This is a genomic window from Ideonella alba, assembly GCF_018069845.1.
Classification (GTDB): domain Bacteria; phylum Pseudomonadota; class Gammaproteobacteria; order Burkholderiales; family Burkholderiaceae_C; genus Ideonella; species Ideonella alba.
In genome coordinates, this window is the sequence record NZ_JAGQDD010000008.1 from 169,751 (window position 1) to 184,499 (window position 14,749).

Below are 14,749 nucleotides of genomic sequence, written 5' to 3' on the forward strand. Positions count from 1 at the left end.
GACCCCGTCTGAGATCGACCTCGCACTGCGCCGAGGAGCCCTGCGTTTTTCCGTGTCCGGTGCACGCGCCAGCGTGCCGATGCTGTGGCTGGCCGTGGCCGTGCTGCTGGCCCCGGCCTGGTCACTCGACCCGATCTGGCCGCTGCTGCCCGTGGCCGGCATGGCGCTGGGCAGCGGCCTGTGGCGTCTGTGGTTCATGCGCCATCTGGACCGCCAGCCACCCGAGGAGGCCGCCTCGCTGCACCGGGCCGAGCGGCAGGTGCAGGCGAATGCGGCGCTCAGCGGCCTGATGTGGTCGGTCGCCACGGTCTGGCTGATGCCGCACCTGTCGCCGCCACAGGCCATGCTGCATGTGACGATCCTGCTGGGCGCGCTGTGCGTGGCCTCGTTCTACATGTCGCTGATCGGCCGCTCCTTCGAATGGATCGTGCTGCCAACGGCCGGCTCGCTGATCGCTGTGACGCTGTGGTCGCAGCCGGAACAGTGGCCCGAGATCGCCTTGGGCACCAGCGCCTTCTTCGTGGCGCTGATGCGCGGCGCGTCGCACTTCCGCCAAACCACGCTGATGGCGCTGCGCCAGAGCCTGGAAACCGCGGCCGTCAACGAGCAGCTGGGCGCAGCCAACCGCCAGCTCGAACGCGATGCCGCCGCGCGCGCGCGCTTTCTCGAGACCATGACCCATGAGATCCGGCGGCCGATGAGCGGCACGATCGGCGCGCTGGACCTGCTGGCCCGCGAACCGCTGACCGCCCGCCAGTCCCGCATCCTCGAGGCCGCCCGGCACTCCAGCGCCGGCTTGATGCATTCGCTCTCGGAGGTGCTGGAATACAGCGCCCTGGACACCGCGCCGGCACGGATGGCACCGGCGCCGCTGAGCCTGGGCGACTGGGCGCCGTCGATGCTGCAAGGGCACCGCCCGGCCGCCGAGGCCAAGGGCCTGCGGCTGGACCTGACGCTGTCGGCCGCGCTGCCGGCAGCGGTGCTGGCCGACCGTGCGCGGCTGAACCAACTGGTCGATGCGCTGCTCTCGAACGCCGTGCGTTTCACCGACCGCGGCCAGGTGCTGCTGGCGCTGGACTGGTCGGCCGATCGGGGGCTGCTGATCGAGGTGGCCGACAGCGGCCAGGGTCTGTCCACCTCGGACGCGGCCATGGTCTTCGAGCCCTTCTTCCAGGTCGACCATGGCCCGCAGCGCGCCGCCACCGGGGCCGGCCTGGGGCTGACGATCGCCCAGCGCCTGGCCCGCCAGATGGGCGGCGACATCCTGGTCGACAGCGTGCTGGGGCGCGGCAGCCGCTTCACCGTGTGCCTGCCGCTGGTCGCCACCCAGGCCAGCCCCAGCCCGCATCAACCTGCCGACATGGACGCCAAGCGGCCGCTGCAGGGCACCGTGCTGGTGGTCGACGACGACGCGCAGAACCGCCTGGTCGCGGTCGAGATGCTGTCGCGCAGCGGCCTGTCGGTGCTGGAGGCCGAAGACGGTCTGCAGGCGCTGGACCTGCTGCACAAGGGCGGCATCGGCCTGGTGCTGATGGACGGCCAGATGCCCGCGCTCGATGGCTACGAGGCCACCCGCCGCTGGCGCGAGCGGGAGCAGCGCCTGGGCACGCCGCGGGTGCCGATCATCGGCATCAGCGCCAATGCGGTGGCCGAACACGAACGGCTCTCGCAGCATGCCGGCATGGACGACCACCTCGCCAAGCCCTTCGGCATGGACGAACTGCTCAGCCGCGTCACCCCCTGGCTGTCGGTCGGGCCGGCACCGGCCCACTGACCTGGTCATCCGAACGACGGCCCGGCGACCGCCGGATCGTCCCGTGGGTGGGCTCGCCGGCGAGCCGCTCAGTAGTGCGGCGGGCGCTCGTCAAGCAGGCCGCCGCCGGGCGTGCCGGGCTCGGCGCCCTGGCGGCGCAGCTGCAGCAGCTCGCGGGCCAGCCATTCGATCTGCTGCTGCTGGCGCGCCACCAGGCTGTTCAGGGTGTCGGCCAGATCCTCCAGGTAGCTGATCTTGATCTCCAGCGCCGTCAGGCGCTGATCCGCGTCAGGGGAATCGCTCATGGCCGGGGATTATCAGATCCCACGACGCCGTCAAGGATGGCCCAGCACTTAACATACGCGCTTTCCCGCCGTACGCCGCCGGGGACGCTCCCCCGAACACGAGAACCGCATGAAGAGACTGGACGATTTCCGCCTGCGCCTGGGCCGCCACGAACTGGTGCCGATCATGATCGGCGGCATGGGTGTCGACATCTCCACCTCCGATCTGGCCCTCGAAGCGGCCCGCCTGGGCGGCGTGGGCCACATCTCCGACGCGATGATCAAGACCGTGTCGGACCGGCGCTACCAGACCAAGTACGTCAAGGCCAAGATGGCCCAGTACAAGTACAACGCCGAGAACCGCGACAAGTCCGACGTCAAGTTCAACCTCGACCACCTGGCCGAGGCCACGCGGCTGCACGTGGAATCGACGATGGCCCGCAAGACCGGGCCCGGCATGGTGTTCATCAACTGCATGGAAAAGCTGACGATGAACGCCCCGAAGGAAACCCTGAAGGTGCGCATGAGCACCGCGCTGGACGCCGGCATCGACGGCATCACGCTGGCGGCCGGCCTGCACCTGGGCTCCTTCGCGCTGATCGAGGACCATCCGCGCTTTCGCGATGCCAAGCTGGGCATCATCGTCTCGTCGGTGCGCGCGCTGCAGCTGTTCCTCAAGAAGAACGCCCGCCTGAACCGCCTGCCCGACTACATCGTGGTCGAAGGTCCGCTGGCCGGCGGCCACCTGGGCTTCGGCATGGACTGGGCCGAACATGACCTGGCCACCATCGTCGGCGAGGTGCTGAAGTACCTGAAGGACGAGCACCTGGACATCCCGGTGCTGCCCGCTGGCGGCATCTTCACCGGCTCCGACGCCGTGCGCTTCCTGGAGATGGGTGGCGCCGGCGTGCAGGTGGCCACGCGCTTCACCGTGACCCGGGAATGCGGCCTGCCCGACGAGGTCAAGCAGGAGTACTTCAAGGCCGGCGAGGACGACATCGAGGTCAACCAGATCTCGCCCACCGGCTACCCGATGCGCATGATCAAGTCCAGCCCCGGCATTGGCGACGGCATCCGCCCGAACTGCGAGGCCTACGGCTACCTGCTCGATGCCAGCGGCAAGTGCGCCTACATCGAGGCCTGGAACCGCGAGATCGAAGCCCACCCCGATGCCAAGCGCATCTCGGTGACCGACAAGACCTGCCTGTGCACCCACATGCGCAACTTCGAGATCTGGACCTGCGGCCAGCTCACCTGGCGCCTGAAGGACACCACCCACCGTGCGCCCGACGGCAGCTACCAGCTGCTCAGCGCCGCCCACGTCTTCCGCGACTACCAGTTCAGCACCGACGACAGCATCGCGCTGCCCGAGCCGGCCTGAACACTTGCCCGCCCCCCAGGCCCTGCCCCCCTCCTGGCGCGACGACGCCGTCGCCGCCGGCATCATCACGCTGCTGCTGATCCCGCAGAGCCTGGCCTATGCGCTGCTGGCCGGTCTGCCGGCCGAGCTGGGCCTGGCGGCCAGCATCGTGCCCGCGCTGGCCTACGCCGCGGTGGGCACCAGCCCGGTCAGCGTGATGGGTCCTGGCGCGGTGCTGTCGCTGATGACGGCCCAGGCCCTGCAGCATGCGCTGGCCGTGGCGCCCGAGGGCACCTCCGCCGCCGCGCTGGCCGGCGTGCTGGCGCTGGAGACCGGCGCGGTGCTGCTGCTGGGTGCCGCCCTGCGCTTCGATGCGCTGGTGGCGCTGCTGAGCGTGCCGGTGCTGCACGGCTTCATGACCGGCGCCGCGCTGACCATCGTCATCACGCAGCTGCCGGTGCTGGCGGGCAGCTCGTCCGGGGGCACGCGGCTGGTGGATGTCGCGGCCGGCTGGCTGGGCGCCGCGCGTCCGGGCCACCTGCTCACGCTGGGCATCACCGTCGCCGCCATCACCTTGCTGTGGCTGGGCCGTCGCGCCGGCGGCCAGGCGGGGCGCGCCGCGCCGCTGGCGGTGATGGCCCTGGCGATCGCCGGGGCCGCGCTGGCCGATGCCAGCGGCCACGGCGTGGCGGTGGTGGGCGCGTTGCCGGCGCTGGCCATCCGACCCACCTGGCCGGCACTGGACCCGGCGCTGTGGCGGCTGATGCTGCCCAGCGCCGCGCTGCTGGCGCTGCTGGTGTCGGTCGAGCACCTGGCGGTGGCCGGCTCGCTGGCCGCGCGGCGGCGCCAGCACCTGGTGCCGCGGCGCGAACTGTGCGGCCTGGGCGGTGCCAACCTGCTGGCGGCGCTGAGTGGCGGCATGCCGGTGGGCGGTGGCCTGTCGCGCAGCGCCGTGGCCTTCGAGGCGAATGCCCGCAGCCTGCGGGTGGGGGTGATCGTCGCCGGCCTGATGGCGCTCAGTGCGCTGCTGCTGGCCGCCCCGCTGGCCCTGCTGCCGCGGGCGGTGCTGGCGGCCACGATCGTGCTGGCGGCCTCGTCGATGCTTGATCTCCAGCCGTTCCGCCTGGCCTGGCGCTATGCCCGCGAGGAGTTCTGGGTGATGCTGGGCGTGGCCGCGCTGACCGTGCTGGCCAGCATGGAGGTGGCGCTGAGCGTGGGCGTGGCGCTGTCGGCCGCCTTGCTGCTGCAGCGCACCGCCGACCCGCACGTGGCCCGCATCGGCCGCGTGCCCGGCACCGAGCACTACCGCAACATCGAGCGCCACGCCACCGAGGAACAGCCCGGCGTGGTGGCGCTGCGCATCGACGAGAGCCTGCTGTTCACCAACGCCCGCGACCTGGGCAGCCTGGTGCAGGACCAGCTGGACGAGGACACCCGCCGCGTGGTGCTGCAGATGTCGCCGGTCAACGCGATCGACTTCAGCGGCCTGACGGCGCTGCTGGCGCTCGACGAAGCGCTGCATGCCCGCGGCGTGCGGCTGGATCTGGCCGAGGTCAAGGGCCCCCTGATGGACCGCCTGAAGACCGCCGACTGGGCCGCGCGCGCCCATGGCCGGGTGTTCCTGAGCATGCACCAGGCCCTGCAGCCTGACGCCGACCCGCGCTAGGGCCTGTTCACACGACCGGAAGGGTGGCGGTGGTGTGGACAGGCCCTGACCCCCGTACCGCGCGTCACCTGCGCGACATCGATTAGGGCGAAACCTCCAGTCGCCCGGTGGCCCGGCGCCACCACAATCGGCCGAGCCGTCCACCCGTGCCCCGACCATGAGCCATTACCCCCACCTGTTGCAACCCCTGGACCTGGGCTTCACCACGCTGAAGAACCGCGTGCTGATGGGCTCGATGCACACCGGTCTGGAAGAAGGCCGCGACCTCACCAAGCTGGCCGCCTACTTCGCCGAGCGCGCCGAGGGCGAGGTCGGCCTGATCGTCACCGGTGGCTTCGCGCCCAACATCGAGGGCTGGGCCAAGCCCTTCGCCGGCACGCTGGCCACGCGCGGAGCGGTCAGGCGCCACCGGGTGGTCACCGAGGCGGTGCACCAGCGCGGCGGCAGGATCGCGCTGCAGATCCTGCACACCGGCCGCTATGCCTACCAGCCGCTGGCGGTGGCGCCCTCGGCGATCAAGAGCCCGATCTCGCCCTTCCGCCCGCGCGAGCTGTCCGAGGGCGGCATCGAGCGCCAGATCCGCGCCTTCGTGCGCTGCGCCACGCTGGCCCGCGAGGCCGGCTACGACGGCGTCGAGATCATGGGCAGCGAGGGCTACTTCATCAACCAGTTCATCGCGGCGGCCACCAACCACCGCGACGACCGCTGGGGCGGTTCGTACGAGAACCGCATGCGCCTGCCGGTGGAGATCGTGCGCCGCACCCGCGAGGCGGTGGGCCCCGATTTCATCCTGATCTACCGCCTGTCGATGATCGACCTGGTGCCCGGCGGCTCCAGCTGGGACGAGGTGGTGCAGCTGGCCAAGGCCATCGAGGCGGCCGGCGCCACCATCATCAACACCGGCATCGGCTGGCACGAGGCCCGTGTGCCCACCATCGCCACCAGCGTGCCGCGCGCCGCCTTCGCCTGGCTGACGAAGAAGATGAAGGCCGAGGTGGGCATCCCGCTGATCACCAGCAACCGCATCAACACGCCCGAGCTGGCCGACACCCTGCTGGCCGAAGGCTATGCCGACATGGTCTCGATGGCGCGGCCGCTGCTGGCCGACGCCCACTTCGTGAAGAAGGCGCGCGAGGGCCGCGCGCGCGAGATCAACACCTGCATCGCCTGCAACCAGGCCTGCCTGGACCATGTGTTCGACAACAAGCTCTCGAGCTGCCTGGTCAATCCGCGGGCCTGCCGCGAGACCGAGATCCTGATCACCCCCACCAGCGCCCGCAAGACCGTCGCCGTGGTCGGCGCCGGACCGGCCGGGCTGGCCGCCGCCACCACGCTGGCCGAGCGCGGCCACACCGTGCACCTGGTCGACGCCGCCGCCGAGATCGGCGGTCAGCTGAACCTGGCCAAGCAGGTGCCCGGCAAGGAGGAGTTCCACGAGACGCTGCGTTACTGGGGCGAACGCGTGAACCGCACCGGCGTGCGGCTGCACCTGAACACGCGGGCCACCGCAGAGTCGCTGCAGGCGCTGGGCGTCAGCGAGGTGGTGCTGGCCACCGGCGTGCTGCCGCGCACGCCGTCCATCCCGGGCCTGCCCCATCCCAAGGCGCTGAGCTACATCGACGTGCTGCGTGGCGCCCCGGTCGGGCCGCGGGTGGCGGTGGTGGGTGCCGGCGGCATCGGCTTCGACGTGGCCGAGTTCCTGACCCACCAGGGCCGCAGCACCGCGCTGGACCTGCCCGCCTGGCTGGCCGAGTGGGGCGTGACCGACCCGGCGCTGGCCCGCGGCGGCCTGGCCCCCGAGGCCGAGCCGCATCCGCCGGCCCGCCAGGTCTGGCTGCTGCAGCGCAAGGCCAGCAAGCCCGGTGCCGGCCTGGGCAAGACCACCGGCTGGATCCACCGCAGCGTGCTCAAGCGCGCCGGCGTGCGCATGCTGGGCGGCGTGAACTACGAGCAGATCAGCGACGCCGGCCTGAAGATCAGCGAAGGCGAGCAGCGCGAGAACCCGCGCTGGCTGGAGGTCGACACCGTGGTGCTGTGCGCCGGCCAGGAGCCGCTGCGTGCGCTGCAGGCGCCGCTGCAAGCCCTCGGGCTGACCGTGCATGTGATCGGCGGCGCCCAGGAGGCCGGCGAGCTCGATGCGAAACGCGCCATCGACCAGGGCGTGCGCCTCGGGGCCCGGCTGTAGGCGGGCGATACTGGCGCCCATGGCGCTGACGATCTACCTGGCCGGCTTCGATGTCTTTCGCCCGGATGCGCTGGCCCAGGGCGAGCGGCTGAAGGCGCTGTGCGCAGCGCATGGCCACACCGGGCTGTACCCGCTGGACAACACCCTGCCCGAGGGGCTGCAGGGGCCCGCCGCAGCGCGCTGGATCTACGAGGCCAACTGCGCGCTGATCCGTCGCGCCGACCTGGTGCTGGCCAACCTGAACGACTTCCGCGGCCATGAACCCGACTCGGGCACCGCGTTCGAGGTGGGCTTTGCCGCGGCCCTGGGCACGCCGGTGCTGGGCTACCTGGACGACGACCGACCGCTGCGGGCGCAGCTGGGCGGCAGCCATGATGCGCAAGGCCTGCTGGTCGAGGATTTCGGGCTGCCGCGCAATCTGATGCTGGCCGGCGCGGCCAGGCTGGTGCGGGGCGACGCCGCCGCCGCGCTGCGCGCGCTGGATGCCAGGGCGCTCAAGGTGCCAGAGCGCGCAGCACCTGCGCCCTGAGCGCCTGGCAGTCCTGCAGGGTCAGGCGCTGGCTGGCGGTGAGCAGGCGCTGGCCATCACGCGTCTCAACGACCAGCCGGCACGGCCCGTAGGCCAGCTTGCCCCGGAAGCCATAGCGGACATCATCGATGTCGGCCGCACGCCAGATCACCGGCTCCCCCTCACGCGGGAACAGCCGCAGCTGGCCCGCCGAGGCCTCGATGCGCCAGAACCGGTCCAGGGTTTGTGCCTGGATCACCCACAGGCCGATCAGCAGCAGCAGCGCGCCCACCAGCGCCGACTCGCCAACCCCCCAGCGCGGCAGGCTTCGGCGACCCAGGGCCCACACCGCCAGCGACACCCCCACCGCCGCCACGGCCAGCACGCTGGCATGCAGCGTGAAATCGCTCCAGAGCGCCGCCGGCGTGCTGAAGTCGTGCTGCACCTTCAGCGGTAGAAGGCCTCCACCGCCCCCTTGAGCTTGATGCACAGCGGCCGGCCCTTGCGGTCCAGCGTCTTGCCGGCGGGCACCTTGATCCAGCCTTCGCTGAGGCAGTATTCCTCGACGTCGAAGCGGTCCTTGCCGTTGAAGCGGATGCCGATCTCGTGTTCGAACACCGCCGCCACATGGTGCGGGCTCTTGGGGTCGACGCTCAGGCGGTCGGGCAGCGCAGGCTTGGTGGTTTCGGTCATGGTGGGGATTCTAGGCAGGTCGGCGCGGCGGCTGCAGCGGCCGGCGGCGGATCGGCGTCGAGAAGACCAGCGAGGTGCGCGTCTCGCCCCAACGGCTGATCGCGGACACCAGCGTTTCCAGGTGGGCCAGGTCCACCGCCACCACCTGCACCAGGTAGGAATCGGCCCCAGTCACGTGGTGACACTCCAGCACTTCGGGCATCTCCTGAAGACAGGCCAGCAGCGGCTGTTTGCCGGGCTGCGGCGCCTGGATGGCCACCACGGCCTGCACACCGTAGCCGGCCCGCACCGGGTCGAGTTCGGCGTGCACGCCCCGCACCACGCCGGCGTCCTGCAAACGTCGCAGCCGCTCAGCGGTGGCGGCCACGCTCAGGCCGCAGGCTTCAGCCAGGACCTTCAGCGGTGCCCGGCCATCGCGCTGCAGCGCCTGCAGCAGGGCCCAGGAACGGGCATCGACATCGAAGGTCATGGTTTTCGGTACCAAGTGCTTCGGACCAGAAAATCATACGCCAATGCCGCCGCTAGACCAGACAAATCGACTGGTCATGACCGATTGACCCACTTAGCATCCTGATCATGATGACGGATGCACTGACTGATTCCCGTTTCCTGCAGGCCGTGCTGGTCGGACTGGGCATTGCCGCCCCGGTCGGCCCGATCGGCCTGCTGACGATCCGCCGCACGCTGGACGGCGGCATGGCCGCTGGACTGGCCACCGGTCTGGGCGCCGCCTGCGCCGACGCCGCCTATGGCGCGCTGGGCGCCTGGGGCGTGCAGGCGGCGATCACCTGGCTGGTGGGCGCGCGGGTGCCGCTGGCGCTGGGCGGCGGTGCGCTGCTGCTGTGGCTGGCCTGGCAGACCTGGCGCGCACCGCTGGCCACTGGCGCGGCCCCGCTGCCCTCGGGCGGCGACCTGTTGCGCCATTTCGGCGGCACCTTCGCGCTGACCCTGTCGAACCCGGCGACCATCCTGTCCTTCATCGCCGTCTTCGGCGCACTGGCGGGCGCCGGCGGCCCGCCGCTGTCGCCCACGCTGATGGTGCTGGGTGTGTGGCTGGGCTCCGCGCTGTGGTGGCTGGGCCTGAGCTGGGGCGTGAGCCGCCTGCGCCATGCGCTGGACGACGCCTGGCGACGCCGCATCAATGCCGCCTCGGCGCTGCTGCTGGCCGCCTTTGCGCTGTGGCAGTGGGCGCAGCTGGGCGCCTGAGCAGAGCCCCCGCCAGCAGCCGGGTCGCCGCACGACGCCGAGAATCGCCACATGCCCATTGCCCGCCCCACCCCGCCGCTCCTGTCCGCCGCATCCGTCTTGTCCGGTCTGGTCACGCTGGTGCTGGCCCTGGCCGGCGCCCCGGCCGCTGCGCAGCGGGTGCCCGCCTTCGATGCCGCGCAGCCGCCCGTCCCGCAGCAGGATGCCAAGGCGCAGCAGTTGCGTGAACAGCTGCGGCGCGTGCGCCTGCCCGCGGGTTTCCAGATCGAGCTCTACGCGCTGGTGCCCGGGGCGCGCCACCTGGCGGTGTCGCCGGCGGGCGACCGGGTCTTCGTCGGCACCCGCCGCGACACGGTCTGGGCCGTGACCGACCGCGACGGTGACCGCCAGGCCGACGAGGTGCGGGCCCTGGCGCCCGGCCAGGGCTTTGTGTCGCCCAACGGGGTGTGCCTGACGCCCGCTGGTGACCTGGTGGTGGCCGAGCGCAACCGGGTGCTGCGCCTGGTGGGAGCGTCGCGCGCGGGCACCGATGCCTCGCTGGAGCTGGTCACCGTGGTGCCCCAGGGAACGCTGGTGCCGCCGGAAGAGGCCCGGCCCAACCATGGCGACCGCACCTGCCGCGTGTCCGACGACGGCTGGCTCTACATCACCCTGGGCCAGCCCTACAACGTGCAGCCGCGCGAGAAGGTGGCGCTCTATGAGCGCCTGGGCATCGGCGGCCTGGTGCGCCTGCGCGCGGCCGACGGCAGCGCCCGCGAGGTGCTGGCACGCGGCGTGCGCGCCAGCGTGGGCATGGACCTGCAGCCCGGCACCGGCACCGTCTGGTTCACCGACAACCAGACCGACCACATGGGCGACGACATCCCGCCCGGCGAGCTCAACCGCATCACCCGCCCGGGCGGCGAGCACTTTGGCTACCCCTTCATCCACGGCCGCAACACCCCGGTGGCCGGCACCGCCGTGGCCCCGGACCTGAAGGACCTGCCGCCGCCCGCCACCTGGACCCCGCCGCAGGCCGAGTTCCCCGCGCACCAGGCGCAGCTGGGCATGCACTTCTACCGCGGCAGGCAGTTCCCGGCCAGCTTCCGCGGCGGTATCTTCGTCGCCTCGCACGGCTCCTGGAACCGCAGCCAGGCCACCGGCGCGCTGCTGAACTTCGTGCCGCTGCAGCCCGACGGCCAGGCCGGCGCGCCCACCGTGTTCGCCGAGGGCTGGCTGGACCAGGGCCGCTACTGGGGCCGCCCGGTGGATGTGGCCGAGCTGCCGGATGGCTCCTTGCTGGTCTCGGACGACCACGCCGGCGCGCTCTACCGCATCCGCTACAGCGCGCCCTGATCGCTGGGGCATCCCTATCTTGCCGGGTGCCCGCCGGCCCGGGGTCCGACGAGACTGGTGGCCCCACCGCCCGGGAGGCCCATGTTCAATTCGGAAACCCTGGAAGTCGCCATTGGCATGGCCTTCCTGTTCCTCACGATGTCGCTGATCTGCACCGCGATCCAGGAATGGATCGAGGGCATCATGAAGTGGCGCGCGATGGACCTGGAGCGCGGCCTGCGCGTGCTGCTCAACGACGACGATGGCACGGTCGCCCAGCGCCTGTACGAGCACCCGCTGATCTACTCGCTGTTCCAGGGCCGCTACGACCCGAAGAAGCTCTGGCGCAGCCCCTTCACACCGGGCCTGGGGTCCAGGCACATGCGGCTGCATGCGCGGCGCCAGCTGCCCTCCTACATTCCCTCGGAGCGCTTTGCCGATGCGCTGATCGACCTGGTGGCGCGCGGCGACGGCAGCGCCGCCGCCAACGCCCCGCTGACACCCCAGGCGCTGCGTGAACGCGTGGCGCAGTACGACTCGCCGCACCTGCGGCGCGTGCTGCTGTGGGCGCTGGACCGCGGCAATGACGACCTGGCGGCGACACGGCAGCACCTGGCCCAGTGGTTCGACGGCACCATGCAGCGGGCCAGCGGCTGGTACAAGCGCCGCACCCAGGCCGTGCTGTTCACGGTGGGTCTGCTGGCCGCGGTGGTGCTGAACATCGATGCGTTGCACGTGATGAACCGCCTGCTGGCCGACCGCGCGCTGCGCGAGGCGGCGGTGCAGCAGGCCAGCCTGGTGCAGGACGCCCAGGCCGGTCTGGCTGGTCAGGCGCCGGCCCAGCGGCTCGATGCGCTGCAGCACCGGCTGGGCGCGATCGGCCTGCCGATCGGCTGGCAGCCCGGCGGCAGCCTGCCCCAGCTGGCGCCGCAGGGCGGCCTGCAGAACGCCGATCCGCTGGCGCTGATGATGCTGGCCCTGGGCTGGCTGGTCAGCGCCTTCGCGGTGATGCTGGGCGCGCCGTTCTGGTTCGACCTGCTGGGCCGCTTCATGACGCTGCGGGCCTCGATGAAGCCGGCGCCGACCCCCGCCCCGCCCACCGCACCCACGCCGGACTGAAGCTGACTCAGTGCGCCAGCGGGCCGCCGGGCGGCAGGCCCGCCACGTCGCCGGCCCAGTCGCGCAGCTCTTCCAGCGTGACCAGTTCGGCCTGCGCTTCGGCAGCGCGCCGCTGGCGCGCCGGGATCGCCGTCACCACCTGCAGGGCCACCACATCCATCAGGTCCTGCATCACCGGCGGGCACAGCATGCCCAGGCGCTCGCGCTGGCGCTCGGCATAGCGGCTGGCCGCCAGGGCCCGCACCGGCTGGTTGGCGGCCATCAGCACACCGGAGAGCACGCTGGCGTTGTCGGCCAGCAGCCGCGCGAAGCCCTGGCGCAGCGCGATGTCGATGCCTTCGGCCACGCACACCGCCGACTGCTCGCGCTCGCCCAGGCGCAGGTACACATGGCCCAGCAGGGCCAGGGTGCGCGCCAGGCGGAAGTGGTTGGGTGCGCGCCGGGCCAGCAGCGCCGCCCGCTCCAGGTGCTCGGCCGCCAGCGACACCTGGCCCGCGCCCAGTTCCAGCTCGCCCAGCTGCTCGTGGATCTGCATCAGACCCCAGTCGTCCTCACCGAGGCTGCGTTCGCGGGCGGCGCGGCACAGCATCTGGGCCTCCTGCAGCGCGGCACGCGCCTCCTCGCTGCGGCCGGCCATCAGCAGCGCGCCGCCCTGCTGCTGCAGGGCCTGGCTCAGACCGCGCTCGTCGCCGGTTTCGCGCCACAGCGGCACGGCCTCGGCCAGCCCCTGGCAGGCCAGCCCCAGCCGGCCGTCGAGCACCCAGGCCTGGGCGCGCCAGCCCAGCGCCTGCGCGCGCTGCCAGGTGTCCGGACGCCCGTCCAGCAGCGCCAGGGCCTCGGTGGCGTCGGCCAGCACGGCCGCGGCGTCCTCCAATTCGGCATCCACCGCACACAGCGCCAGCAGCAGCTCAATGCGGGCCGAGACCTGGGCGGGCTCCACCGGCAGGGCCAGCAGGGGCCGCGCCAGCTGTCGCGCCAGCGCATGCAGGCCCATGCGGCGCCAGGGCGTGGCGCACAGCGCGCACAGGCGCAGCGCCAGCAGCGGATCGGCCGCGCTGGCCCAGGCGATCACCCGCTGCACGCTGGCGTGCTGACGCCGCACCGCGTCGGGCTGCGCCAGGGCCGGACGGTCGGTCGCCTGGCGGTCCTTCAACTGGGTCAGCAGGTGGTGGCCATGGGCGCGCAGCACATCGTCGAGCCGACCCGAGCCCTGCAACAGGTCGCGCGCAAACAGGCGCACCGATTCGTGCAGCGTGTAGCGCGCCCGCGCCGCATCGGCGCCCAGCAGGCTGTCGCCGTCCACCTCGACCAGGCCGTGCTCGACCAGCGTGGCCATCGCGTCCACCAGCGACACCCGGTCCAGCGCCGGGTCGGCATGGGCCACGGCCCGCGCGTCGTCCAGACCGAAGGGGCCGTCGAAGACGCTGACCACCCACAGCAGGCGCTGCTCGGCGGCCCGGAGCAAGGCGTGGCTGGACGCCAGCGCGGCATGCAGGCTCTGGTGGCGCTCGTCGTCATCGACCGCCGGTCGCACCCAGGTCAGGCGCTGGTCCAGCGAATCGCGCAGGTCCAGCAGACCCACCGAGGGCACGCGGCTGGCGGCCAGCACCAGGGCCAGGGGGTTGCCGTCGAGCCGGCGGCAGATCTCGGCCACGACCGGCGCGTTCACCGGGGTCAGCCGGAAGCGCGGGTCGGCCGAGCGCACGCGCATCTCGAACAGCTGGCAGGCGCTGCTGGCGCGCACCGCGCCCAGCGGCGTGTCAGGCGCCTCGGCCGGCAGCTCCAGCGGCGGCACGACCAGCACCTGCTCGCCGGCGCTGCGCAGGCTCTTGCGGGTGGTGGCCAGCACGCGCACGTGGGGCGCCACCCGCAGCAGACGATCGCAGAAGGCGGTGACCAGCGACAGCAGGTGTTCGCAGGCGTCCAGCACCAGCAGGCCCTCGCGGTCACCCAGGGCCGAGCCCACCCGCTCCAGCGACAGCGGACCGCTGATGTCGAGCTGCAGCACCGACCGGATCGCGCTGGCCAGTTGCAGACCATCACGCAGCGGGGCCAGGTGGATCCACCACACCGGCCGGCCGGCATCGCCCGCGGCGGCCCGCGCCGCAGCCAGCGCCAGGCCGCTCTTGCCGACCCCCGGCGGGCCCAGCAGCGTGACGCGCTGGTGCTGCAGCAGGCGCGCCGAGACCTCGGCCAGACAGCGGTCACGCCCCACCAGCGGCCAGGGCGACTCCGGCAGGTCGTCCTTCGGGGCAACCGACAGGGCCTCGGCGGCGAGTTCGGCCGCGTCCTCCTGCGCCCGGGTGCTGAGCACCAGCTGGTAGCCGCGGCCGCGGTGATGGACGATGGCGTCGGCGCCCAGCACCCGGCGCAGCAGCGTCAGCTGCACGCGCAGGTTGTTGTCGCCCACCGACTTGTCCTCCCACACCTGACGGCGCAGCTCCTCGGCGCTGAGGACCCGCCCGTCGGCGTCGATCAGCGCGCTGAGCAGCTCGAAGGCGCGCACCCCCACCGTCAGCGGCTGCCCCTGCCGATACACGCGGCGCGCACGGCGGTCGATCACCAGCTCCTCGCCCGAGACCACGCGCGTGGCGGTCGACAGGTGCGGGCTGACGGGGACAGGTGGGTTCATGGGCCGGGCGGGGTCTGCGCAGCCACCCA

13 protein-coding genes are annotated in these 14,749 nt (G+C 72.3%); 8 read left to right on the top strand and 5 right to left on the bottom strand.

The genetic code is table 11. The features are described from left to right. Positions 1-52 precede the first annotated feature (52 nt). Positions 53-1,774, top strand: coding sequence for an ATP-binding protein (locus KAK03_RS24980; protein WP_210854388.1), 1,722 nt, complete (start codon positions 53-55; stop codon positions 1,772-1,774). 68 nt (positions 1,775-1,842) lie between these two features. Here KAK03_RS24980 and KAK03_RS13045 read toward each other — a convergent pair whose 3' ends face one another. Next, positions 1,843-2,058 carry a SlyX family protein gene (locus tag KAK03_RS13045; RefSeq protein WP_210854389.1) on the bottom strand — a complete coding sequence of 72 codons (216 nt, stop codon included), beginning with the start codon at positions 2,056-2,058 and terminating at the stop codon, positions 1,843-1,845. 109 nt (positions 2,059-2,167) lie between these two features. On the opposite strand from KAK03_RS13045, the gene KAK03_RS13050 reads away from it, so the two are divergent. From KAK03_RS13050 to KAK03_RS13065, 4 genes are all read left to right on the top strand, one after another. Then, on the top strand, positions 2,168-3,418 hold the full coding sequence (locus KAK03_RS13050; protein ID WP_210854390.1) for a nitronate monooxygenase: 1,251 nt from the start codon (positions 2,168-2,170) through the stop codon (positions 3,416-3,418). A gap of 4 nt (positions 3,419-3,422) precedes the next feature. Continuing rightward, a complete protein-coding gene (locus tag KAK03_RS13055) occupies positions 3,423-5,063 on the top strand; it encodes a SulP family inorganic anion transporter (RefSeq protein WP_210854391.1) in 1,641 nt (546 codons plus the stop codon). 157 nt (positions 5,064-5,220) lie between these two features. Then, positions 5,221-7,248: an NADPH-dependent 2,4-dienoyl-CoA reductase gene (locus tag KAK03_RS13060; RefSeq protein ID WP_210854392.1), complete on the top strand. Its 2,028-nt coding sequence runs from the start codon at positions 5,221-5,223 to the stop codon at positions 7,246-7,248. Positions 7,249-7,267: 19 nt separating this feature from the next. Next, positions 7,268-7,777 carry a nucleoside 2-deoxyribosyltransferase gene (locus KAK03_RS13065; RefSeq protein WP_247661133.1) on the top strand — a complete coding sequence of 170 codons (510 nt, stop codon included), beginning with the start codon at positions 7,268-7,270 and terminating at the stop codon, positions 7,775-7,777. Here the strand turns inward: KAK03_RS13065 and KAK03_RS13070 are convergent. From KAK03_RS13070 to KAK03_RS13080, 3 genes are read right to left on the bottom strand one after another with little or no spacing between them, the layout of a single operon-like run. Next, a complete protein-coding gene (locus KAK03_RS13070) occupies positions 7,743-8,201 on the bottom strand; it encodes a hypothetical protein (protein WP_210854394.1) in 459 nt (152 codons plus the stop codon). The genes KAK03_RS13065 and KAK03_RS13070 overlap by 35 nt on opposite strands. A gap of 2 nt (positions 8,202-8,203) precedes the next feature. Next, entirely contained in the window at positions 8,204-8,449 is a 246-nt protein-coding gene (locus tag KAK03_RS13075) for a DUF3297 family protein (RefSeq protein WP_210854395.1), read from the bottom strand. A 10-nt stretch (positions 8,450-8,459) separates the two neighbouring features. After that, positions 8,460-8,918 carry an Lrp/AsnC family transcriptional regulator gene (locus KAK03_RS13080; protein WP_210854396.1) on the bottom strand — a complete coding sequence of 153 codons (459 nt, stop codon included), beginning with the start codon at positions 8,916-8,918 and terminating at the stop codon, positions 8,460-8,462. A 107-nt stretch (positions 8,919-9,025) separates the two neighbouring features. On the opposite strand from KAK03_RS13080, the gene KAK03_RS13085 reads away from it, so the two are divergent. The 3 genes from KAK03_RS13085 (at position 9,026) to KAK03_RS13095 (ending at position 12,088) form a co-directional block, all read left to right on the top strand. Then, positions 9,026-9,655 carry a LysE family translocator gene (locus KAK03_RS13085; RefSeq protein ID WP_247661134.1) on the top strand — a complete coding sequence of 210 codons (630 nt, stop codon included), beginning with the start codon at positions 9,026-9,028 and terminating at the stop codon, positions 9,653-9,655. Positions 9,656-9,706: 51 nt separating this feature from the next. Then, a complete protein-coding gene (locus KAK03_RS13090) occupies positions 9,707-10,990 on the top strand; it encodes a PQQ-dependent sugar dehydrogenase (protein ID WP_210854397.1) in 1,284 nt (427 codons plus the stop codon). Between the two features lie 81 nt (positions 10,991-11,071). Further along, positions 11,072-12,088, top strand: coding sequence for a hypothetical protein (locus KAK03_RS13095; protein WP_210854398.1), 1,017 nt, complete (start codon positions 11,072-11,074; stop codon positions 12,086-12,088). Between the two features lie 7 nt (positions 12,089-12,095). On the opposite strand, the gene KAK03_RS13100 is transcribed toward KAK03_RS13095, so the two are convergent. Beyond that, positions 12,096-14,720, bottom strand: coding sequence for an ATP-binding protein (locus KAK03_RS13100; protein ID WP_210854399.1), 2,625 nt, complete (start codon positions 14,718-14,720; stop codon positions 12,096-12,098). Between the last annotated feature and the right edge of the window lie 29 nt (positions 14,721-14,749).

What these genes read in the sequence shown, in the direction of transcription:
- KAK03_RS13045 (WP_210854389.1), bottom strand. Translation starts at nt 2,058, where the DNA reads ATGAGCGATTCCCCTGACGCGGATCAGCGCCTGACGGCGCTGGAGATC.
- KAK03_RS13050 (WP_210854390.1), top strand. Translation starts at nt 2,168, where the DNA reads ATGAAGAGACTGGACGATTTCCGCCTGCGCCTGGGCCGCCACGAACTG.
- KAK03_RS13060 (WP_210854392.1), top strand. Translation starts at nt 5,221, where the DNA reads ATGAGCCATTACCCCCACCTGTTGCAACCCCTGGACCTGGGCTTCACC.
- KAK03_RS13065 (WP_247661133.1), top strand. Translation starts at nt 7,268, where the DNA reads ATGGCGCTGACGATCTACCTGGCCGGCTTCGATGTCTTTCGCCCGGAT.
- KAK03_RS13075 (WP_210854395.1), bottom strand. Translation starts at nt 8,449, where the DNA reads ATGACCGAAACCACCAAGCCTGCGCTGCCCGACCGCCTGAGCGTCGAC.
- KAK03_RS13080 (WP_210854396.1), bottom strand. Translation starts at nt 8,918, where the DNA reads ATGACCTTCGATGTCGATGCCCGTTCCTGGGCCCTGCTGCAGGCGCTG.
- KAK03_RS13085 (WP_247661134.1), top strand. Translation starts at nt 9,026, where the DNA reads ATGATGACGGATGCACTGACTGATTCCCGTTTCCTGCAGGCCGTGCTG.
- KAK03_RS13090 (WP_210854397.1), top strand. Translation starts at nt 9,707, where the DNA reads ATGCCCATTGCCCGCCCCACCCCGCCGCTCCTGTCCGCCGCATCCGTC.
- KAK03_RS13095 (WP_210854398.1), top strand. Translation starts at nt 11,072, where the DNA reads ATGTTCAATTCGGAAACCCTGGAAGTCGCCATTGGCATGGCCTTCCTG.
- KAK03_RS13100 (WP_210854399.1), bottom strand. Translation starts at nt 14,720, where the DNA reads ATGAACCCACCTGTCCCCGTCAGCCCGCACCTGTCGACCGCCACGCGC.